The organism is Rhizobium sp. LEGMi-198b (assembly GCF_054114205.1).
The window spans coordinates 382,040-404,951 of the sequence record NZ_JBSYVH010000005.1; the positions used below are offsets into that span (position 1 = coordinate 382,040).

Annotated in this window: 7 protein-coding genes and 1 pseudogene; 5 read left to right on the forward strand and 3 right to left on the reverse strand. The window is 60.1% G+C overall.

Annotation, left to right across the window (positions count from 1 at the left end):
- The first annotated feature begins 80 nt into the window (after window positions 1–80).
- The 5 genes and pseudogenes from ACXHXG_RS20990 to ACXHXG_RS21005 all read left to right on the forward strand — a co-directional run bounded on the left by ACXHXG_RS20990 (window position 81) and on the right by ACXHXG_RS21005 (window position 5,734).
- On the forward strand, window positions 81–1,928 hold the full coding sequence (locus tag ACXHXG_RS20990; RefSeq protein WP_457900563.1) for an ATP-binding protein: 1,848 nt from the start codon (window positions 81–83) through the stop codon (window positions 1,926–1,928).
- Window positions 1,928–2,821, forward strand: coding sequence for a 3'-5' exonuclease (locus tag ACXHXG_RS20995; RefSeq protein ID WP_457900564.1), 894 nt, complete (start codon window positions 1,928–1,930; stop codon window positions 2,819–2,821). Before ACXHXG_RS20990 ends, ACXHXG_RS20995 begins: the two co-directional genes overlap by 1 nt.
- Before the next feature lie 392 nt (window positions 2,822–3,213).
- Window positions 3,214–3,444: pseudogene (locus ACXHXG_RS32085) on the forward strand (AcrVA2 family anti-CRISPR protein); the annotation flags it as partial.
- A gap of 430 nt (window positions 3,445–3,874) precedes the next feature.
- Window positions 3,875–4,291, forward strand: a complete 417-nt coding sequence (locus ACXHXG_RS32090; RefSeq protein ID WP_487247646.1) for an AcrVA2 family anti-CRISPR protein — start codon at window positions 3,875–3,877, stop codon at window positions 4,289–4,291.
- A 165-nt stretch (window positions 4,292–4,456) separates the two neighbouring features.
- Window positions 4,457–5,734 carry a DUF6035 family protein gene (locus tag ACXHXG_RS21005; RefSeq protein WP_457900566.1) on the forward strand — a complete coding sequence of 426 codons (1,278 nt, stop codon included), beginning with the start codon at window positions 4,457–4,459 and terminating at the stop codon, window positions 5,732–5,734.
- A 411-nt stretch (window positions 5,735–6,145) separates the two neighbouring features.
- Here ACXHXG_RS21005 and ACXHXG_RS21010 read toward each other — a convergent pair whose 3' ends face one another.
- The 3 genes from ACXHXG_RS21010 to ACXHXG_RS21020 all read right to left on the reverse strand — a co-directional run bounded on the left by ACXHXG_RS21010 (window position 6,146) and on the right by ACXHXG_RS21020 (window position 22,462).
- Window positions 6,146–7,552 (reverse strand): ApeA N-terminal domain 1-containing protein, encoded by a 1,407-nt coding sequence (locus ACXHXG_RS21010; RefSeq protein WP_457900567.1) that lies wholly within the window; start codon window positions 7,550–7,552, stop codon window positions 6,146–6,148.
- Between the two features lie 376 nt (window positions 7,553–7,928).
- Window positions 7,929–8,171: an Imm74 family immunity protein gene (locus ACXHXG_RS21015; protein ID WP_457900568.1), complete on the reverse strand. Its 243-nt coding sequence runs from the start codon at window positions 8,169–8,171 to the stop codon at window positions 7,929–7,931.
- Entirely contained in the window at window positions 8,168–22,462 is a 14,295-nt protein-coding gene (locus ACXHXG_RS21020) for a two-partner secretion domain-containing protein (RefSeq protein ID WP_457900569.1), read from the reverse strand. The genes ACXHXG_RS21015 and ACXHXG_RS21020 overlap by 4 nt, the downstream gene beginning before the upstream one ends.
- Window positions 22,463–22,912: the final 450 nt, after the last annotated feature.

Consider the following 22,912-nt stretch of genomic DNA (forward strand, 5'->3'; position numbering starts at 1 on the left):
CCGTCGTCGGGTTCGATGACGTCCACTATGTCGCCCGCCTTGGCTCGTTCCTGATGATTCCGGTTCAGACGGAATATGTCGTGGTCGAGGTTGTCGGCCTGCGAGAGCGGGACATCGCCAACGCCGGCCGCGGCGAAGGGGAGCTTGATAAGGCATCGTCGGCGAAATATCTCGACGTCGTGCCGGTCGGAATGCTGCCACAGGACCGCAGCGCAAAGTTCCGCTTCGGCGTCTCCGTCTTTCCGTCGCTCTACGCGGACGCGCTCTATGCTCTCGATGCAGAGCTTGACCGCGTTTTCGAGACCGACAAGCCGAGCGAACCTGCTCCGGGCCTCAACGGCGCCCCGCCAGTGCCTGAAGATGCGACGCGCTTTCGCGCCCTTTCGATCGGTCGCTCAGTGGTGTTTGAGGGCTACGACGTCAAAGTCCGAATCGACGACTTTTTCGGCGGTCATACCGCCGTCCTTGGGAATACGGGTAGCGGCAAGTCCTGCACCGTAGCATCGGTGCTCCAGTCATTGTTTGATAAGGTGGACGAGTTCCACGCCCGAGGGGCGACGTTCCTGGTCTTCGACGTGAACGGTGAATACGCCAATGCGCTGTTGCCGCTCGCCAAAGAAAGTAGCATTGGCGTCGCACATGTCGTGCTGGATGGAACTGCAGCCGACGGAAGGTTCCGCCTTCCGCATTGGTTCCTGGAGCAATCCGAATGGGAGCTGCTACTTCAGGCCAGCGAACGAACCCAGCTTCCGATACTGCGCATGGCGCTCGGCCTCGCCACGCTGTTTTCCGCAGGAGCAAGCGCTGAACTGAAGGGCATACAGAACCACATCCTTGCTACGTGCCTGAGCCAGATTCTCCGCGATGACACCGGCAGCCCCTCGAAGCACGATCGGATGGTCGGTCTGCTGCAACGGTTTAATACCGCCGAGATCGGCACAACAAAGATCAAGCCCTATATCAAGATCAACTACGGTCAAATGGCAGACCCGGATGGCCTGACAAGATATCTCCTCGGTGATGCAAGTGGCGGTGGATTCATCATCGATGGGCTGAAACTCCCCGCCTACTCCAATCTGCCGTTCGACTTCGCGGCGTTGGGGGAGGCGCTGGACCTGGCGATACTTTACGAGGAGGCGCACGGGAACAGGCAGATTCGGGATTATTGCTCGCAGATGCTGACCCGCTTTAAGTCCCTTGAGGAGCGCCCCGAATACGAATTTCTTCGCCACCAAGCTGCTGGTGGGCAGGCGGAACTGTCCCGCGACACATTTCTGGAAAGACTCCTGGGGCTTGAGCGCAACGGAACGAATTGGCTCAAGCGGCATCAGATCATCATAGTTGATATGAATGCGGTCGAAGATGAAGTCGTTGAGCTGGTGGCATCCGTGCTCGCACGGATGGCGTTCAGATTGCTGCGTCAAGCCGATCCGCGGAATCGCTTTCCGGTGCATCTACTTCTCGAAGAAGCGCACCGATATATTTCCGAAGCAACCTCCCGATATGCGATTGACGCAAGCAAGATCTATGAAAGAATCGCCAAAGAGGGACGAAAATACGGGCTTTTCCTGTTGGTCGCTTCGCAGAGACCAAGCGAGCTTTCAAAAACCGTGCTCTCGCAGTGCTCGAATTTCGTTATCCATCGCATACAGAACCCAGATGATCTTTCGCAGATCCGGCAGATGACACCGTTCATCTCGGAGGCGGTTCTAAAACGGTTGCCGTCTTTGCCGAAACAGCACGCGCTCGTCTTCGGAACATCGGTGAACCTCCCGACCACTTTCAAGGTGCGGGAAGCGAAACCGCTTCCGAAAAGCGATGACGCGAAGATTGGGGAACTCTGGTTCCACGAGGAGGGGCGTGCAGCTCAGGTTCGGATCGCTGTGTCACCTGTCCAGAATGTCGGTGCAGGGGGCGTATTCGACTGATGATCGATGCCTCAAATCTGGAAGAGTTAGCGGTGGCGCTAGACGCCAGTTCAGACTATCGGGTACTACGGCGCCTTCGACCGCGAAGGCCAGTGGAAGGATACGACGCTGCGGAGACGCGCCTGGGCTTGATGGTCGACGTCGAGACGACAGGCCTCGATCCCGATCTGGACGAGATTATCGAGTTGGCGATGGTGCCTTTTCGGTATGCGCTGGATGGGATGATCGTGGAGGTTCAAGAGCCCTTTAACCGTCTCCGCGAGCCGACGAAGCCGATATCGCCGGAAATCACGACGTTGACCGGTATTTCTGACGCCATGGTGGCCGGCAAGTCGATTGATCCGGAAGAGGTTGCCGCGTTTGCTGCACCGTCTGCTGTGGTGATCGCACATAATGCTGCATTTGATCGGCGTTTTCTTGAACGCTTCAGTCCGGTGTTTTCAACCAAGCCATGGGCCTGTTCCATGTCGGAGATCGACTGGGCGGCTGAGGGGTTCGAAGGCACCAAGCTCTCCTACCTCGCGATGGCCCTGGGTTTCTTTTACGATCGGCATCGCGCTGCGAATGACTGCCTGGCCGCCATTGAGATCCTCGCGCGAGAACTGCCGACGGCGCACATTTCGGCCCTTGTCAGGCTGCTGGATCGCGCACGTCTACCAACCTGGCGGATCTGGGCCGAAAACTCGCCGTTCGAATTCAAAGATCTCCTGAAGGCGCGGGGGTATCGTTGGAACGGCGAGGCGAACGGGAAGCCCCGGTCTTGGTATTTCGATGTTGCTGACGCTGAAAAGGATGCGGAAATATCCTACCTTCTACGTGAGATATATCGATACGACGCAGATATAAGAACGGTTCGTGTCACTGCTTACGATCGCTTTTCTACCAGAGTTTAGGCGATGTATCGTCTCGATTTCCGATTAAGATGAGCGTTTTTTGTTGAGTCTGAGTGCGGGCTTGCAGTGAGCTAAATCTATCTTTGTTGGGGGCACTTTTGACCAATCCAGCCGTGAGGCTTTCTCAGTTGCACGCTTGGCGTCATGAAACCGAGTTGCGCGGTTTACAGCCTCGGCTCGATGCTTATTGGTCAGTCGATAGTAACAGGCCGGACGGTACCGACGCAGAGCGGGAAAACTACTACCGGCAGGTGGTGGCGCCTCACGAAGCCGCAATTCTCGCCGATTTCCCTCAAGATGTGCCGGAAAAAACCGCCTGGGATGTTATCCTGCGCGAGGAGAATTGGCGCTCAGTGCTCAGAAACTGGCGTCACGATGGACAACAAATATTTGTGTTTGCACCCGACTTGTTGGCAATGCTGGCCGATACTGACGTGAATGAGTTGCCCGTCCAGAACCTGCGAATGCCGTACGATACGTTCTATGTCGCTCTTGCACCGGGGCATTTTTTGCCCAACTACAATCGCGATTGGGTGGTCGACGGGTTCTATGTCACGGCTGAAACTTGTCTAGTTGACTCGCTCCGGTTGAGGCCCCGTCCTCCGAACGAACTGATCGCTGAGCAGAGAAAGCAATGGGCGGATCTTGAGCGAATCCCAGGCGCTCTGGAGAGTCTGCGCAAGGACGGCTCCGAAAGTTTTGCAAGCTTTGACAGTTACATTGCAAAGCTGTTGGCCGAAAATGCAGCTGCCCAACAGCTTTACGACCGTTACCTGCTAGATCCCGATACGGTGATGGATGAAATCGCAGCAAAGGTGGATATCCGCGGTTCGGGCGAGTGGCGCTCATACTTGATGTTCAGTGTGGATTTCACCTTCTGTCGGCGTGATCATGCTCCGGCGTCGCTTTCATTGACCGATCTTTTGGGCCAGCCTACGCTCCGTGCGCACTACGATTTTGTCTCGCACCGCAATACGGTTGCGGATGGCATCGAACGCGGTCGTCGATCGGCGATTCCAATGGATACCCTTCGAGAAGAAGATGGGCATCCTGATGATCTTTCTCAACGTGATTTCCGACCCAACGGTTCTGGAGGAGGTCACGCGACTGGTGTTCAACCTCGTCTGCTATTTGAATTATCCCGAGCGCGATCAGGAAAAACGACTAAGCGATCCGCGGGTCCACGAAAAGGTAACGCGGGCGAAAGGCAAAGCAAGAAAATTGGCCGAAGCGCGAGCACGCCAGGACGGTCGTCGCTGGATCAATTTCTGCGGCTATCGAACGTCATTCGATAGGCGAAAGATGCTCGGCGCTTCGGCCGTTGGCCATTGGCGCCGGGGACACTGGCGGAATCAACGGTTTGGGAAGGCGCTGGCAGAAAGCAGGTTGCTTTGGATTCGGCCAACGATGGTTGGGGCCGACAAAGATATCATTGATAGCCGTCCGACGGTTTACGAGGTGTCCCAATAGCCGGCGCCTCGGTCGCTAAGCGGTGGCCTTTTGCTGTGTAGGGCCGATCGGGTGCGGAGCTGCTCGGACGCCACGACAAGCGCCGCAAGGAGAGGTTTGTTGGTTCAATCCACCTTTACCGGGATGCAATAATTAGAATGCGGTCGATGGGGATGGTTTGTCGCGATGGCAGGGAAGCAATTCAAGAGGACACTTAAACGAGCCATCGATCTGGAGACGATGCTTACGATTTCAAGCGATGCTTTGATGGGGATGCCCAAAGACGACTACCAGGTTGTCAGGCGGCTTGCGACCAGAGCCCGGCTGGATCGTCGACCGCGTTATGTTTGCGGCTTGTGCGGGCATGCGGTCTACGCTCCACGTGAAGGTCGAACCGGACAGCCTTACTGGAAGCATCATCCGGGTGGCCCTGAAGACTGCTTATGGTGGACCGGGACGCCATCCGGTGTGGACGTAGTCAGTGCGCGGCAGTTTGACGGCGCTCAAGAGAGTCCGTTGCATGCGAAGATCAAAAACATCGTTGGTGAACTCCTCTCAGAGGATCGCCGGACCAAGCCGGAAAGCGTGGTCGTCGATGCATACCTCATCACCGAAGGGGGGCGTCGGCGCCCGGATGTGCGCGCAGTTTATGATGAAGCGCCAATTGTCGTCGAAGTTCAACTCGCGACGACCCAGATTCCGATCATCATCCAGCGTGAAGATTTCTATGATAGCGAGGCGTATCGGCTCCTGTGGCTGACGTGGAATTTTGAGCCGCCGACGACAAACGGACGACTTCTCAGTTCATTCGAAGACATTTTTTATTCGCACAATAAGAACCTGTTCTCGATGGATAACGAGACCGTTCAGCTCTCACGGCAACGGAACGAGGTCATTCTTCGCGCTTTCTGGGTCCGGGAGAATTTGTGGCAATCCAAGCTCGTCGGTCTTCATGAATTGAATTGGCTTTCGAGCGGCCGCGCTTTTGCCGTGGCGCCTGAGACCCGTTGGCACGAGGACTTCTTAGCTCGTTGGCGTGCGGCAACTGGTGACCATGGGACTCCGATGCCCGAACGAGGGACGCTTCTTGCTGAACTGGCTGAAAAGCTATCGCTCATCGATGTCGACGACCGCACACTCGAGGAGGCTGATATCGACTCCTTGATCAATTGTTTGCTCTCCCTGCTTGACGGCTACCCGGTAGGGTCCCGTCAGAAGAACCTTGTGGAGGTGTTGAATACATTTCTCAACGTGGAGCGGAGGCATCGGTTTGCGCGCCTCATCCGTCGATTTGCCGAGCTTGTGGACAGGAGAGACATTCTGGAAACAAAGAGCGTCCAGAGCAAGCTGGCGGTTGCGCTCAAGGCGGCGCAGGACGATCCACAAAGCTTGACGGGGCGTATTGCTCTGGCGCTCTTTCGAGAAGCGTTCGCCTCGAGGCACAAATCGATGGAGCAAAGGTGACTTCGATTCCTCGGTGAGGCGTTGATCCGCAAGCGGCGCGCCACCTTCGTCCACGCCACCAGATCGGTGATACCGGTTTCATCCTCGAGCGTGATGAACATCACGTCCCCGGAAACGCCGGGACGCTACCGAATGAGTACGGTGCGGCAGGTACACAACTACGCTAGTTTGATGTGGGAGCACGATGGTATACTAGATCTGTGAAAACGATTTAGATGCCGCCGTTGTCAATCAGATTGATCTCATGTTCCGGACTATGTTCGCTGAACTTCAGCAACGGGCATTCGATGACGATTGGGCGGAGGACTTCCCCCCCGCCAGGTGAGTTCTCATTGGCAATCAACACTGGTAACTTTTCCCCAAACGATCTAAAGATACTGAAGCACTTGGGGCCTAAATCTAATTCGTCTCTTACGTAAGGCGCAAATTGAGCTTGTCCTTCAACGCCTGCGGTCCCACGCAAACAGCCTCAATTTGCTCATCCGAAAACGAAAGTGTTTTCAGGAAATGAAGCTGGAGCAGCGCCTCCATCTTCTCGCAAAGCACATATAGCTGCATTCCATCAGCCGACTTGTGCTCCGATTTAGGGTCATAGTGCGTCAGGTAGTTTCGGGTGTCCACTATCAACCGGACAAGACGCTTTCTGTCTGCATCGCTTCCAAACCGATCCTTGAATGGTTCGAGAATCCGCTTCAGTCGGTTTGCAAGGTTGATCTCATTGGCGAAAGCCAGCTTCTGGCCAATCCACTCCTTGTGCGCGTCAGGAGCGGCCTTGATCAGAAGGTCCTTCAAGGGGCCGAAATCGGCGGGGGCCATCGCGGTTTCAGTCGAGGTTCGACGGTGCAGCGTTTCAACAGCCTGGGCGAGAGAAAGAAAACGTCCCTCCAGAAATGTATGTGACCCTGCTCTCGTTGAAAAATAGAGGTGCAAGACCGGCAGGATTACATCGTACAACTCGAACCAACTGGCGAATATCTTCTGGGAATTACCCTGAAGATCGAGGTAGCGATACAACATCCGGAAGCTGTCAATTTTGGGCGTCTTATCGAGGTGGTTTTTCGAACGGTAGTACAAGTCCATCTTGGCTGGTTTGGTTTTACCCTCGCCAATCGGTTCCGTGATGGTTTTATTGATCGCCCAGACTTCCGTCACCGACACCGTGGTGTCGACGGCGAAGGATACAAACTCTCGAAGCATAGTAACGATGTTTGTAAAGAAGCCGGGCTTCTGCGGTTCCCGGGCTGATATTTTCAGATAAGCCGAGGCATTTATCTCTGCATGCTTCACGTCGGTCATGGACGGCATGGTGTGTCCGAAACCAACGGACAACGTGAAATCATCGCCTTCATATAGGGTAATTGGCTCGGGGCGACGGTACTCGACCGAGTAAACGAGTGGGGTATCAATTAACGACAGGGAAAGCCCTGAAACACGAAGCCACTCCTCGAAGCCTTGGACAGAGGTGTACTGCTCGTCGAAAAGGATATTCTCATCGGCGTCGAATGCCACACCCAAAATTGCCCAGGATGCTTCGACTTTCGACTTGATGACACCGCCGAAACCGTAAGGCAGCTTCCGATAGAAGCAGTGCTCAAGAGTGAGCATGCCTTCCTTCTCAATCTGGCCGACCACGCGTCCAATGGTCATCGTCTCGTCCTTAAGGTCCTCGACGGACCCGGTCGGGCCGGAAAAACTCCCAAGGATTTCGAGATGAACCTTTCCGGCTTCTGAAATCGTCAACGTTCCTGGTGCTCTGTAGTCCTCCTTGCCGGGAAGCCAAAAGAAGCCTGATCGTACCAAAGGCTCTCTAATGCGCATAAAACCCCTCTTTGAAAGCCTTTGGTTGAAGCACAGCCAACGAATAAGCCTGTTCGCCCCCGAACAACTTCAATGGCAGCCAATATAGGAAGCGCTCGTAGCGATTGCACCCCTATCAAAAAAAGGAGGGCCGTCTCTGGATCCCACCTTGAGAGGGGATCAAGATCCTGCAACTACTATATAATCTGGCACCAAGTGAAAATCGGAATAGCAGGGTCTCAGGTTCAGATCCCTTCAAGGCGATCATTTGCCCTAAGCAATAGGAAGATCGCAGCGGACGCTGACAAGGACCATAGATCATTCACTTAACCGGCCCGTCGAGCAGATCCCAGGGATACCTGCGGGTACCATTTAACCTATTTCGCCTTGCTTGTGGCTATTCAATCTCAAGCGTATGCCCTCCCTTGGCAAACTCCGCCTTTATATCATCTAATATCGCTTGCTTTTCTGCAGCCGAAATCGGCAAGGCTTGGTCAGGTGGATCCCAGAAATCGATGGTGTCGGAAAAGACCGCAAAGCCAAGCTTGTCGTTTCCTGGAAAGAACATTTCCCCCTGCACCGTTGCAATGCGGTCCAAAATGTTCACCTTGATATGGCCTCGTGATACATCAAGGATCATGGCTTACCTCGCGTAAAGATGACCTTACTAGCGCCCGTCGCAGGGTCAATAGTAATGATCTGCGTAACTTTAGGATTGTTCATCAAGGCGGGGAGCTCGGCGGTTTCCCAGACGTTACCCGGCCGAAGGCTTGAGCCAATGACCGCGCGAACTGTTCCCGAGGCACCGGCAGCATACAGCGCGGAAATATTCTGCCACGCTTGGACAACCGCAGGGTTTGAGGCGTCCCATGCTGGCATCTGGACGCCATTCTGCCCAATTAACGTCTCAAGTGTCGTACCGCCGTTCTCCAGGGCAATTTGGGCGGCGACATCTTGACCGCCAACACTGCCAGTTCGACCTGACCAGAAGAACGCAGTGTTCGGTTGCGTCGCAACCGGATTGTTTGCGGCCGTAGAACCCAAACCACTCGATTGCTGGAAGTATGTGACACCGCTATTGCCACCCACGGCTATGGCATTGCCGCCACTATCAAGCGTGACGTATTTCCCGGTCGTTTCACCACTCGGACCGAGTTCCTCATAGACCGGCTCACTGCCGTCGTATGTGGTACCGACACTGCGGAACAGACCGCCTGAGCCATTAATGGCGATGCCGTCGCTTTGGTTGAGCCAGTTGAGGCTTTCTGGCAATCTCACCTGACCTGGGGATGTAATCGATGGAGGCAGCCTCGGACCATTCAAGGCTTCAAATTCGTCCAGTACCTCATCCCACGTTCTAAATTCGTCTTCAGTTTCGGGGCCGACTTCCTGCCCAGTCTCACTGACGGTGGTTTGGTCCTCGTAACTTGTGGCTTTGCTCTTGTTTCCGATCTCAACAACGCCGATGATCGTAAGGGCGAGATCGGATGAAACGACGCCAATCGCAGGGTCAATCCCCGAGCAACTTGTGCCGCTGGCCTGTTTCGCGCAGCTGATAAGGGCTGCCCGAAGCGCCTTATCGTCCAGGTTCAACAGAATGTTGCGCGCCGTCTGTCCGTCGCCGGACGATATTTTCCGATCGGCGACCATCTTATCGAGCGCGCTGCCGATTGCCTGCATCAGCGTCTGGCCGGCATTCACCGCTGCCTGCAGGCTCTGAACCGAGATATACGGCTCCAGATCGATATGCTTGTCCTTGGTGACGACGTTCTGCTGGGTGGGATCAGTGTTGATCTGGTCGACCGCTCCCGTCTGCCCACTCTGTTCCAGCGCGGCCTGCTGATCGGGATTGCGGATGGTGATGTTACCTGCACCACCGCTGCCGCTGATCGTCGCCTTGACGGACTGCTCGACATCATCGAGCTGGTACTTGCCCTCGGCGCTACTGTTGTTTTGCGTCTTGCCGTTTGCATCGGCGCCGCCATACAGGTCGATATTGGCGTCGATCTGATAGCCTTGGTATTTCTGCGAACCGACGAAGTCGGACCAGGTCAAGGTGCCGGTGTCGAGATTGACCTGGCCATCCATGGAGATCAGGCCGGCCGCCGTCAGGTTGGTGTTCTTGCCGACCGAGATGTTCTGGTCGCCGTTGGAATAAAGGCCTGCGGGCGTATCGATCCAGTTGGTCGAACCCTCGCCGGAGCCGAAGCCCGGTTGCACGCCGCCGAGTGTCAGACCGCCAAGCGCCGTGCCGACATTGCTTGCCGTCAGCAGGTCCTGCCCAGCAGTCTTGCCGATTGTGCCTCCGGTGAAGGAAAAACCGAGCGAGGACGAGCTGTTCGACTGCGTGCCGGTATTCGGCGTCGAGATGATGGAAAGATTGCCGCCGACATCGCCGTCGATCGTGTCGGCGGAGAAGACGGTGTTGTTGAGCGTCGTGTCGCCCTTCGAGACGAATTTGATGTTGTTCGAGGCGCTGACGGTGGAGATCATCTGCGTTGTCGACGAGCTCGACGATTTCGATTGACCGGCCGAGACACTGGCCGTTGGGGTGATGCCGGTGGCGCCGCCAATGCCGACGCCGACGGAGACGCCGATGCTGGCACCGGCCGACTCGCTGCGCGAAGAAGCATCGGTCGTCGCCTGAGCGCCGGCCATGTCGATGTTGTTGGCCGAGATCAGCACGCTGCCATTCATCGGATCGTCGGCATGATCGGGGTTTGCTTGCGCAGAGATCTGCAGGCCGCGGCTGACAAAATCGCCGTCGGTCGAGATGTCGACCGAGCTGCCCGAGGTCGTCGGCAGCACCGGCGTCGAGCTCGAAACCGAGGTCTCGGTCTTCGAATAGGTAAAGCCGGCCGTCAGTGAGACGGAGGCGAGATTGCCGGCCGCGACGCTGTCCTTGAGATTGGAAAGCGCCTCATAGGCCTTCATGCCGGCAAAGGCGACGTTGGCGGCCGAATAGCCGTCGGTGACGTTGCCGAGCTTGGAGGCAAGGTTCTCGATGCTTTGGCCGGCGCCAACGAAGCTCGAGGAGACACCGACGCTGACGCCGGCAAAGAAGCTGGTGGCCACTTCGTCGAAATTGGTAACGTCGTTGCCGGAGAGGATGTTGACGCCATTCGCGCCGCTGATGGTCACACCGCCGCCTGCGGCGATCTGACCGGCCTGATCGTTAAAAGTATCGCCCGCCTTAAGTGTGATGTCGCCGCCAGCGTTGATCGTCGAGACCGCATTGGTATCGGCGCTTTGATTGACTTGGTCGGTGAAGCGGCCAACGCCGATGCCGATCGACGCGCCGCCGCCGCTAGTCGAGACCTGGATGCCGAAGCCGGAGCGCTTGTCGCTCTTCGAGGTATCATCGCTTTCATGCCCCGGCAGGATGTTGATATCGCCGGTGGCCTTACCCGTGACATCGCCGTTGGTCGCCGCGATCGAGGATCCGATGATGTTGAGATCGCCCTTGGTGGCGTTGAGCATGATGTTGCCATTTGCGGCAGTGAGTGTCGACCCGACGTTATCCGTTGAGCTTTCGCTGATCGTCTTGTCGTGACTGCCATAGATCGAGATAAACCCGCCGCCCGAACCGACGCCGATGCCTGACTTCTTCGTCTGCTTGTCGCTCTCGTGCTCTTCCTCTGCCGCCATGACGGTGACGGTCGAGCCTGAGAGGCTGAGATCATTGCCGGCGGTGACGCTCGATCCGGAGATGACGGTCTCGCCACCAGCAGCGACGTTAACGTTGCCGGAGCCGGAGATGGAGGAGCCGACGGTATCCTCGTCGTAGGTGTGCGTATGGGTCTTCTTCGACGACAGGAAACCGCTCGACTTACTGTCGGAGGTGGTCTCTTCCGTGTCCTTGCCGGAGGCGACGACGATGTTGCCGGCAGCACTGATCTTGGCATCGGCGGTGTGGTTTGCGTCGCCAGCGGTGACGTCGGAAGCCGAGATCGTGACGTTGCCGCCGGTGGAGGCAATGCTGAAGCCGGTCTGGCCGGAGATCGTCGATCCCTCAGCCGTGGTCGTCGTCTCGCTGCTCTTGGTATTTCCGGACTTGCTTGAGGAGGAAGCGCTGTCGGCCGCTTCGCCGATGGTGATGTCACCCTTGGCGACCAGGGTGGCGGTGCCTCCCTTGGCGGCGATATCGGACCCGATGACGCTGAGATTGCCGGCATCAGCCTCGACCGTCACTTTGCCATTCTCGGAAGTGATCGACGAGCCGTTGCTGGTCACCGAAGTCGAGGACGAGCTGCCGCCCTTGTAGCCGGTGGCCAGGCCGGCGATCGTCTTCGACTGGCTCGTGGTCTGATCTTCAGTCGCCGTGATCGCGATGTTGCCGTTCGTCGAGACGATGCCGAGATTGCCATTGGCATCGAGCGTCGAGCCGGCGATCAAGACGCCCTGATTGCCGGACACGGTCATGGCGCCGCCGGCGATCAGCGACGAGCCCTGCTGGATCTGGCTGGTGGTCGTGGTGATGGTGCCGCCTTGGGCAAGGCTTAGGCGGTCCTTGGTGAGGACGGTGTTCTCGACGCCGGCGGAGATGATGTTGACTGAACCGTTGGAGGAGAGGACGGAGAGGTCGCCGCCGACCTTGGCGGAACTTGCGATGATGTTGACGCCGTTCGTGCCGGCGATAGTGAGATTGCCGCCCGTCGCCACGGTGGTGCCGATGAGGGCCTGCGTGCCGCCATTGTCCTGCTTGACAGCGCCAAGCGTCACGGTCTTGCCGGAAAGTTCGGCCGAGCCGCCGGCGGCGACCTTGGTGCCGGTGAGCGTCAGGCTGCCGGCACCGGCATCCATCTTCAGATTGCCACCGGCGGTCACCCCGCCACTCGCGGCAACGACGGTCTGGCCGCCGATGTTCATCGTCTGGGCGGCGAGCGTAATGCCGTTGGTGGCATTGAGGTTCATGTTGCCGCCGGCGAGGAAGACGCCGCCATTGGCCTTGATGTCGGTGGCATTGATGGTCATGCCGTCGGCGGCAGCGATCGCGCCGGAATTGTCGACGGAGCCGGCATCGATGCTGACCGTGTTGCCGGCGATGACGGCGGCGCTGTTGTTGACCTTGGCGCGGTCGGCGGCCGAGAGGTAGACGACCGGCACCAGCACCTGTGCGCCGTCGACGATCTCGGTCTGGTAGATGACGATCGACTGGGTGAGCGAGGCCGCCTGCTCGGGCGTCAGCGCCTGGCCGAGGGCAAGGCCGTTGGCCTCGGCATAGGCGACACCATTGTCGAGCAGTGTCTTCATCTGATCGGTGGCATTGTTGCCGGGGATGAAGGAGCCGGCGCCGAGGCCATCGCCGACCAGTTGCCGCAACTGCTCGTCGACGAGCTGGTTGTCGAAATAGGCGTCGCCGAGGAAGGGGACCTGGGTCTCCGGCGTATAGCCAATCCGGTCGATAAAATAGGCCGAGCCGTAGAACTTCGATACGTCGAGGAAGGCGGCCCGCGTTTCGAACAGGAAGACCTGGCCCGGCGCGGTGCCGCCGACGCCGCCGGACTGCGGCTTGGCAAGTGCGGCGAGCTGAGCGCCGTTCACCTGCAGCATCTGGGCAAGATTGCCGCTGTTGCCGATGGCAGCGGTCAGCTTGCCCATCAAGCTGTTGGGGTTGACCGAGGCACCACCGGTGGTCAAGGCAGTCGAATTGATCGAAGGTCCGCCGGCGGCGGTCACGCCGTTGCCGCTCAGCGAGGCGCTACCATTCGCCGTCAAGCTGCCGCCGCTAATCGAAACGCCGTTAGCGACAGCCACGCTGTTCCCGTCCACTGAGGCGCTGCCATTCGCCGTCAGGCTACCGCCACTGATCGAGGTACTGCCTGCAGTCAGGCTGCTGCCATTGACCGTCGGACCGCTGGCAATCGTTGTGCTGGTGCTTGCAAGCGACGGACCGCTGCCGACGCTGGCACCGCTATTGGCGGCGACGCTGGCGAGTGCGGCATTGACGTTGAACAGGGCGCCGCCGGCCGTCATGTTGTTCAAGGCGCCGAGCGGATTGCTCGCGGTTGCCGGCGCATCGATGGCAACCCCGCCGTTGATCGAGCCATTGGCGGCGACGTTGTTGACCGTGCCGCCGCCATTGATGACGAGCGCGCCCCGCGCCTCGATGACGCCCGAGATGGCGCCGATCGACTGTAGGCTCACTGTTGACCCGGCGGCAAGGTCCCTCGAAGCGTCACGATTGCCATTGGGATTGTCGGAATAGGTGAGCGACGGATCGTTGCTGCCGATGCAGGGATTGTTGGGGCCGCTGCAATCCGGACCGCCCTGCGTCGTATCGGATTTGATGACGTCAGGATAATATTGGCAGGGCGTAGAGCTGTCGCAGGTGGTCGTGGTGGTGCGGTTCAGCGTCGCGCCGTCATTGGTCAACGTGCCGGCGACGGTCAGCAGCATGTTGCTGTCGGACTCGATCGAGCTATAGGCGTTGGTCAGATTGATCGCATTGATGGTCAGGGGACCACCGGCACGGATCTTGGCCGAAGCGCCGGCGCCGGAGATCAGTTGATCCTGCGAGACGATCTGGCTCACCAGATGGTCGACGGTCTCCGTCCAGGCATAGGTCGGCTCATGTTGTCCCGAGCCGGTGCCGCACCGCGTCTCGCACTTGTAGGTCTCGGTGATCAGATCATAAGCGCTGAGGATGGTGTTGGAGATCTGCACATTGCGCTGGATCACCGGTCCGGAGGTCGTGGTGTTGGTCAGACCGTTGGTCAGGATCGACATGCTGCCGCCGGACTGAATGAGGCCGGCGGAGTTGACGACGGCGCCATTGCGACCGCCGCCTGGCCCTGCAATGGCAAGACCATTACCGGACAGCAGAGCCCCCTGGTCGTTGGTGAGCACGCCGCCGACGAAGAAGTTGGCGTTGTTGCCGGCAAAGACGAGGCCGGAGGGGCTGTTGTAGAAATCCCCTGATACGTTGAAGGTGAGATCGTTGCCGGCGGCGAGCTGACCGGCATTACCGAGCGACGGCAGATTAAGCGTCAGGTCGTGCGCGGCAAGCAGCGAGGTGCCGGCCGTCGTGGTAAGGCCTGCGGCGGAAACGGTGATGTCGCCTGAGCCGCCACCGTTGGTGACGGCGCTGACGTCAGCATTGGAGAGGTCGGCATTGCCGGAAAGATTGAGTGTCAGGCCGCCGAAGACGAGATTGCTGCCGGAGAGGTTGGCGGAGGATGCGTTGACGATCAGCGTGCCGGCGCCGGCAATCGCGCTGCCCCGGCTGCCGGAAAGATCGAGGGCGCCGGTGTTGAGGGTGAGATTGCCGCCGACACGGGTGGTGCTGGTATAGCTGATGGAACCGGGTGCGGTGAGCGTGGCATTGCCAAGGCTCTGCAGGCTGGCATAGCCGATGTTCTGCGTTGCCGTGGCGGCAACGCTGCCGCCGGCGAGCAGTACATTGGCGTTGATGCTGCCGCTGGAGGCGGCAAGTGTCATCGCGCCGGTGTGCTGCAGCATCAGGCTGCCGCCTGAGGCCGCACTGGTGGCGGCAAAGTCGACGCCGGACACCAGGCTGTTGATTGTCATCGACCGGGCAGCAAGATTGGCGTTGCGCGCGGCCAGCGACTGGCCGCTAAGCGTGATCGCATTGCCGGCATTTACCGTCAGGTCGCCATGGGCAACGGCATTGGTGCTGACATTGCCCGCCGCATTGGCGGTGATGCTGCCGGCGGCCATCAGGCTGCTGACAGAGATGTCGCCGGACGTCGCCTTGAGCGTCAGATCACCCGCATTGCTGAGAACAATATTGCCGCTGGCCGATTGGCTGGTGGCGGTAAAATCGACGCCGGCGACGATGACATTGCCGCTGATAGCAGATCCGGTGATCGACACGTCGCTGGCGCCGAGAAGCTGGCCGTTGATCGCAACCGCGCCGGGACTGGTGGACGAACCGATCGCCACCGTGCTGTGGCTGGTAATGTTGCCGCCGGTAAAGGCGCTCGCGGCCACATCGAGGTTGCCTGCGACGATCAACGTGCTGGCTGTGGCGCTTGTCGCAACAATGTCGAGATCGCCACTCGAACCAAGAGTGATGGCGCCGTTTGATGATTGCGCGGTAGCGGCAAAATCGACGCCGGTGACGGCCTGACTGACCTGGACGGTCTGGCCGGAGAGCGAGACGTCGTCTGCGCTCAGAAGCTGGCCGGTGACAATGACGCTGTTGCTGCCGGCAAGGGTGACATCGCCATGGGCGGTGACAGCGCCGGCGGTGATGGTGGCGGCACTGGCGTCGATATCGCCGGCCGACAGCATGGTCGACGTTGCAAGACCGGCGGAGGCGGCAAGATTCATGGCGCCGGACGATGCCAGCACGATATTGCCGCCGGCGGCATTGGTCGCGGTAAAGTCGATGCCGGAGATCAGGGTGGGGGCGCTGATGTTGCCGCCCGTGAGCGTCAAATCACCTGCAGCAAGAATTTGGTTGCCAACATCGACGTTGCCGACAACGCCTGCGTTACCGCTTGCGGTAATCGCAATCTTGCCATGGCTGGTGATGCTGTCGGCCTGAAGATTGGCCGCCTGTGCGGTAAAGTCGCCAGCCGACAGCATGGATTGCGAGACGATGTCGCCCGTCGCGGTGAGGTTCATGGCACCGGATGACGCCAGCACGATATTGCCGCCGGCTGTGGTGGTGGCGGCAAAGTCGATGCCGGAGATCAGCACCGGCGCGCTGAGGCTGCCGCCGTTGATGGTGAGATCGCCGGCTGCCAGGATCTGGCTGGTGATATTGACGTTGCCGATGACGCCGACCTTACCGTGGCTGGTAACACTGCCGGCTTGAAGATCGGCCGCTGTCGCCGCAAAGTCGCCGGCGGACAGGATGGTGCCGGCCGCGGCATTGCCGGAGGCGGTGAGATTCATGGCGCCCGATGATGCGAGCACGATATTGCCGCCGGCCGCATTGGTCGCGGCAAAATCGACGCCGGACACCAGAAGGCCGGCATTGAGACTGCTACCACTGACGGTCAGATTGCCAGCCGACAGTACCTGGCCGCTGACATCGACGCGACCGGTTCCGCTCGTCGTGCCGCTGGCCTTCAGATCGATATTGGCATGACCGGTGATGCTGCCCGCCGTCAGGTCGAGCGCTTGCGCGGTGAGGTCGCCGGCGGACAACAGCGTGCCGATGGCAAGATCGCTCGTGGACGTCAACGACACGTCGCCGCTCACCGTCTGGACGATGTTGCCGCTGGCAGCCGCGGTGCTTGCGAAATCGACCCCGGAGACGATGGCGCCGGCGGTGATGCTGGAACCGGAGATAGTGATATCGCCGCCGCCGAGGACTTGGCCATTTACCGTAGCCGCACCGGCAAGCGTGATGTCCTTATGGCCAGTGATCGCGTCGGCAGTGACCGTGGCCGCGCTGACATCGATGGCGCCGGCAGCCTGCATGGTCGATGCCGCGGCATTGCCGCTGACCGCAACCGTCAGATCGCCTGTCTGGCCAAGCACGATATCACCGCCGGCAGCATTGGTGGCATCAAAGTCGATACCGGCGACGATGGTCTGGGCCGACAGGCTCTGGCCGGAGATCGATACATTGCCGGAGCCCAAGATCTGGCCGTTGACGACGATGGCACCGCCAAGCGTCACATCGCCATAGGCCGTCATGGCATCGGCCGTGACGGTCGAACCGGCTGCGCTGAGATCGCCGGCCGACAGCAAGGTGCCCGTATCGATGTCGCCGGTCGACGTCAGCGTCAGGTCGCCGCTGCTGGCAAGGACGATGTTGCCACCAGAAACAGCCGTCGCCGAGAAATCAACACCTGAGACGACAGCACCGGCCGTGATTCTGGAGCCGGAGATGTCGATGGCGCCGCCACCGAGGACCTGGCCGCTGACGGCAGTGGCGCCGGAAAGGGTGATGTCCTTGTGGCCGGTGATCGCGTCAGAGGTAACGGAAGCTGCACTGATGTCGATTGCGCCGGCGGCCTGTGTGGTCGAGGCCGCCGCGGCGCCGCTGACCGAAACGGTCAAGTCGCCGGTTTGGCCAAGGACGATATTGCCGCTAGCGGCATTGGTGGCGTCGAAGTCGATGCCGGCGATGAGGGTCTGAGCGGAAAGGCTCTGGCCGGTGATCGAGACATTGTCGGCGCCAAGAATCTGGCCGCTAACGCTGATCGCGCCCCCGAGTATCACATCACCATGCGAGGTTACCGCATCGGCGGTGACGGTCGTGCCGCTGGCATTGAGATCGCCGGCCGACAGCAGCGTGCCGGCGTCGATATTACCGGTCGAAGCCAGTGTCAGGTCACCGCTACCGGCGAGCACGATGTTGCCGCCGCCGACGGAGGTCGCAGCGAAGTCGACGCCGGAAACCACGGTGCCGGCCTGGATGCTGGAGCCGGAGATGGTGACGTCGCCGCCACCCAGGACTTGACCGTTAATCCTGGTCGCGCCGGAAAGGCTGATGTCCTGACGACCGGTGATCGCGTCGGCGGTGACAGTGGCGCCGCTAACGTCGATGACGCCGACTGCCTGGATCGTCGACGCCACAGCCGCGCCGCTGACCAAGACCGTCAGATCGCCGCTCTGGCCAAGGACGATATTGCCACTGGCAGCATTGGTGGCGTCGAAATTGATACCAGCGACGAGGGTCTGTGCTGACAGGCTCTGGCCGCTGATCAGCACATTGCCGGAGCCGAGAATCTGACCGTTGACGACGATGGCGCCGCCGAGCGTGATATCGCCATGGGCCGTTACCGAATCCGCAGTGATGGTCGAACCGGCCGCGCTGAGATCGCCGGCCGACAGCATCGTACCGGCATCAACGATCCCCGTCGAAGCAAGCGTCAGATTGCCGCCGTTGGCAAGGACGATATTGCCGCCGCTAGCAGACGTGGCGGCGAAGTCAACGCCGGAGACGACGGCGCCAGCCTTGATGCTGGAGCCGGAGATGCTGATGTTGCCGCCGCCGAGGACTTGGCCGCTAATGTCCACGCGACCGCTTGCGGTCGTCGTGCCGGAAAGGGTGATGTCCTTGTGGCCAGTGACAGCGTCAGAGGTAACGGACGCTGCAGTGACGTCGATCGCACCGGCCGCCTGAATGGTCGAAGCCGCCGCGCTGCCGCTGACGGAGACCTTCAGATCGCCTGTCTGACCGAGGACGATAGTGCCATTGGCAGCATCGGTGGCGTCGAAGTCTATGCCGGCGACAAGAGTCTGTGCTGACAGGCTCTGGCCGGTGATCGAGACGTTGCCCGAGCCGAGGATCTGATCGGTAACACTGATGGCGCCGCCAAGCATGACATCGCCATGAGCCGTGACTGCATCGGCAGTGACGGTCGAGCCGGCCGCACTGAGATCACCGGCAGAGAGCAGCGTGCTGGCATTGATGATCCCGGTCGCGGTGAGGCTCAGATCGCCGCTGCTGGCAAGCACGATGCCACCGCCAGAAGCAGCTGCGGAGGTGAACTCGACACCGGAGACTATGGTGCCGGCCTTGATGCTGGAGCCGGAGACGGTGATGTCGCCGCCACCGAGGATTTGTCCGTTAACATCCACGCGACCGCTTGCGGTCGTCGTGCCAGTCGCGCCGGAAAGGCTGATGTCCCGGTGACCGGTGATCGTGTCGGCGGTGACAGTGGCACCGCTTGCATCAATCGCCCCCGCAGCCTGGATCGTCGAGGCCGTCATCGCGCCACTAACCGAGACCGTCAGGTTACCGGCTTGGCCGAGGGTGATGTTGCCGCCGGCGGCGTCGGTGGCGTCGAAATCAATGCCGGCGACCAGGGTCTGTGCCGACAGGCTTTGGCCGCTGATCGATACGTTGCCAGCGCCGAGGATCTGGTCGGTGACGCTGATGGCACCGCCGAGCATCATGTCGCCATGCGCCGTGACCGAATCCGCAGTGATGGTGGTGCCTGTCCCATGGAGATCGCCGGCCGACAGCAGCGTGCCGGCGTCAACGATGTCGGTCGAGGCAAGGGTCAGGTCACCACTGCTGGCGAGTGCGATGCCACCGCCAGAAGCAGCCGTTGCCGCGAAATCAACGCCGGAGACGATGACGCCAGCCTTGATGCTGGAACCGGAGATATCGATGTCGCTGCCGCCAAGGACTTGGCCGCTGACATCTACGCGACCGCTTGCGGTCGTCGTGCTGGTAACGCCTGCGAGTGTGATACTCTTGTGCCCGGTGATCGCATCCGCAGTGATGGTCGCGCCGCTGGCATTGAGATTGCCGGCGGCCTGTATGGTCGGCGCCGTGATGGCGCCGCTGACCGCAACCGTCAGATCGCCGCTGGATGTGAGCGTGATCGTGCCGCCGGCGGCATTGGTAGCGTCGAAGTCGATGCCGGCGACGAGGGTCTGGGCCGCCAGGCTTTGGCCGGTGATCGAGACGTTGCCGGCGCCAAGGATCTGATCGCTCACGCTGATGGCGCCGCCAAGCGTCATGTCGCCATGGGCCGAGATATTGTCTGCGGTGATGGTCGCGGCGCTCGCATTAAGATCGCCTGAAGACAGCAGCGTTCCGGCAGTGAGCGCGCCTGAGGCTGCAAGCGTCAAATTGCCGGTTCCGGCGACCGTTGTGCCAAGGACAATTGCGCCGCCGGCCGCATCGGTGGCGGCGATATCGACGCCGGAGACAATGGCATCGGCGGTGATGCCGGAGCCAGTGATGCTGACATTGCCGCCACCAAGGACCTGGCCGCTGACATCGACGCGGCCGCTGCCCGTCGGCGTGCTGGTGGCTCCGGCAAGCGTGATGTTCTTGTGGCCGGTGATGGTGTCGGCGGTGATCGTCTGGCCGACTGCATCGATCGCGCCTGCTGCAAGGATCGTCCCGATCTGGACGGCGCCGGCGCTATCGTCGATCGTCAAATCGCCGCTACTCGCCAGCACGATATTGCCGCCGGCCGCCTTGGTCGCGGCAAAGTCGACGCCGGAGGCAAGAAGATCGGTGCTGACGCCATTGGCGTTGCCATGGATGGTGATATCGCCGGCACCGAGCAACTGGCTGGCGACATCAACGCCGCCATCGATGTCGACATTGCCGTGGCTCGTCAGATTGTTGGCCTGCAGCAGGTTGGCCTGAGCCGTAAGATCGCCGGCCGACAGCAGCGTGTCGACATCGATCGTGCCGGCGGCGGTCAGATCGAGCGTGCCGACGGTCCCAAGAGCGATATTGCCGCCCGCCGCATCGGTGGCGGCAAAATCGACGCCGGAGGCGATCGTCGTTGCCTGGATGCCGGCCCCGGAGATGGTGATGCCACTGCTGCCCAGGATCTGGCCGCTGACGTCCACGAGACCGTTTGCGGCCGTCGCGCCGGTGGCGTTGATTATGATGGCACCGTGGCCCGTGATGGTCTGGGCTGTCAACGATGTCGCGTCGACCGTGATATTGCCGGATGACAGCAGGCTTGCGGCATTGACCGCACCGCCCGTCGCCGTCAGTTGCAGGTCGGCGGCGCTCGCCAGCACGGTTTTGCCACTGGCATCCGCCTGCGTTGCGGCGATGTCGAGGCCGGAGACGGTGGCACCGCTCGAGATCGAGCGGCCGGTGGCGGCAATCTTGCCCTGGGCAAAGACAGTGCCGGCAACGGAAATATCGAGGCCGGCATTAAGGCCGATATTGTTGTAGCTCAACAGCGATGCGGCCGAGATCGCGCCGGAGGTCGCCGTGATCGACAGCGCGCCCTTGCTGCTGGCCGCCCCCGTGAGGCTGACATTGCCGGCCGAGGCCGACAACGTCGCGGTTCCACCGGCCGTGACATTCGCAGCAGAGATGCCCCCCGCCGATGTCATCGCCACATTCGTGGCGCTGTTGCCGTCGCCGGTCACACTCAACAGGCCGGCACCGCTCGACAAGGCGATATCGTCGTCGGCAGCGACCGATTGCAGCGTAATGCCGGAATCGGCCTGAACAGCGAGCTTTGCCTTCGAGCTCACCTTGGCCGCCGTCACCTTGGACTTCGAGGTGATGGAGACGCCCTGGCTGCCCGACACATTGGCGATCGAGATCTTACCGTCCGCCGACAGCGTCAGGTCTGCGGCATTGGCGGCCATGTCGCCGCTCATATTGACGCCGGCGCCCTTCTCTGTGACGACGATCTTGATGCGGTCGGCCTGCATGGCGCCGAGCGCCGTGCCGTCGATGGCGTATTCCGGCGTGCCGGAGACGGAGGTTAGCGCCGTCGCCTCGCCCGTCGCATAGTCATATTTGTTCGCTCCGGCCGTCAGGCGCAGCGCCTTGCCATAAACCGGGCCGTTGACGTGAATGCTGCGGGAGACGACATCGAAGAGATCGACAGCACCGGGGCTGGCCGCAAAATTGCCGCCAGCTCCCTCGAAGGTGACGTCGCCGCCATTGACCGTAAAACCCGTCAGGCTGCCATCGGCGCCGATAGTGGGTACACCCGTGGTCAGGGTGGCATGCGGGGTGTTGATGAAGCCGCAGCCGTTGCATGTGATTCCGTTAGGATTCGCTACTATGACGTCCGCTTTTGTCCCGAACACTTCCGTCGGGCCATTCAGCGCCGAGCGGTTGCCGCTGGTGACTTCGTTGAGGATCACCGAGGCCGGGTTCGAGGCATTGAGGTTCGGATTGCCCGGCGTGACCCCGCCAAGGTTCGAGGTGCCTTCCTCGCCCTTGAAATTGTTGAGGATGGCACCCTGCGTGCCGACGTTGAAATTGTCGTATTTGTTGTGCGACAGTCCGGCCGCGTTCGGCGTGACGATGTCGACCAGCGGCACGCCGTTCGGAGCCGCTCCGACACTCGGCTGGTTGGCAATAGGTGCCGTCGTGCTTGCCGAGATCGATTGGGCATTGGCGAGCATCGGCTGCAAGAACAGAAGCGCGCTGAGGGTGACGGCAAGCGTTTGATGTCCAAGGCGCGCGAGCCGGTGAATGGCCTTACGTGCCCTCGACCGCAAGACGGTCCGCTCGTTGAACGATTTGCTGGAATCCCACCCGGAATGCTTGCCCACGATACGCTCTCGCCCTTTAGAGGCTGAGGCCACGTCTGCGGATCTCGCAGGAAAATGTAGCCTACATCTTGCCTCGCCCGGACCGCATCATGCGGCACCATATTGATGGTTTTTCTTGATTGACTTGGAGGCGGACGTCAATTCACTACACGGATATGGAGAGCAAACTTCAGGGAATTCGCGTGAATTTGGTAAAGCCTGTGTGAATTTTACACCAACCACTATAGTGACACGACGGAGAACACGCGTCGCGGCTGATTCAGGTGCTTCAGGTCGAGTGGCGCGGCGACGGCGACGTACGTCAATACGGCACCTTGGTTTGAAGCATTTGTTTTAGTCAGCTGTGTGGATCCGACCATCCTCTCTTCATTTGAGGCAGTCTCGGCTCAGTTTTGAGACCGGAATGACAGATCAAACGATCACTGGCAGGCAACTGTGTACCCCGCACCC

Coding starts and splice junctions, on each gene's coding strand:
- ACXHXG_RS32090 (WP_487247646.1), top strand. CDS start 3,875: ATGATCTTTCTCAACGTGATTTCCGACCCAACGGTTCTGGAGGAGGTC.
- ACXHXG_RS20995 (WP_457900564.1), top strand. CDS start 1,928: ATGATCGATGCCTCAAATCTGGAAGAGTTAGCGGTGGCGCTAGACGCC.
- ACXHXG_RS21015 (WP_457900568.1), bottom strand. CDS start 8,171: ATGATCCTTGATGTATCACGAGGCCATATCAAGGTGAACATTTTGGAC.
- ACXHXG_RS21010 (WP_457900567.1), bottom strand. CDS start 7,552: ATGCGCATTAGAGAGCCTTTGGTACGATCAGGCTTCTTTTGGCTTCCC.
- ACXHXG_RS21005 (WP_457900566.1), top strand. CDS start 4,457: ATGGCAGGGAAGCAATTCAAGAGGACACTTAAACGAGCCATCGATCTG.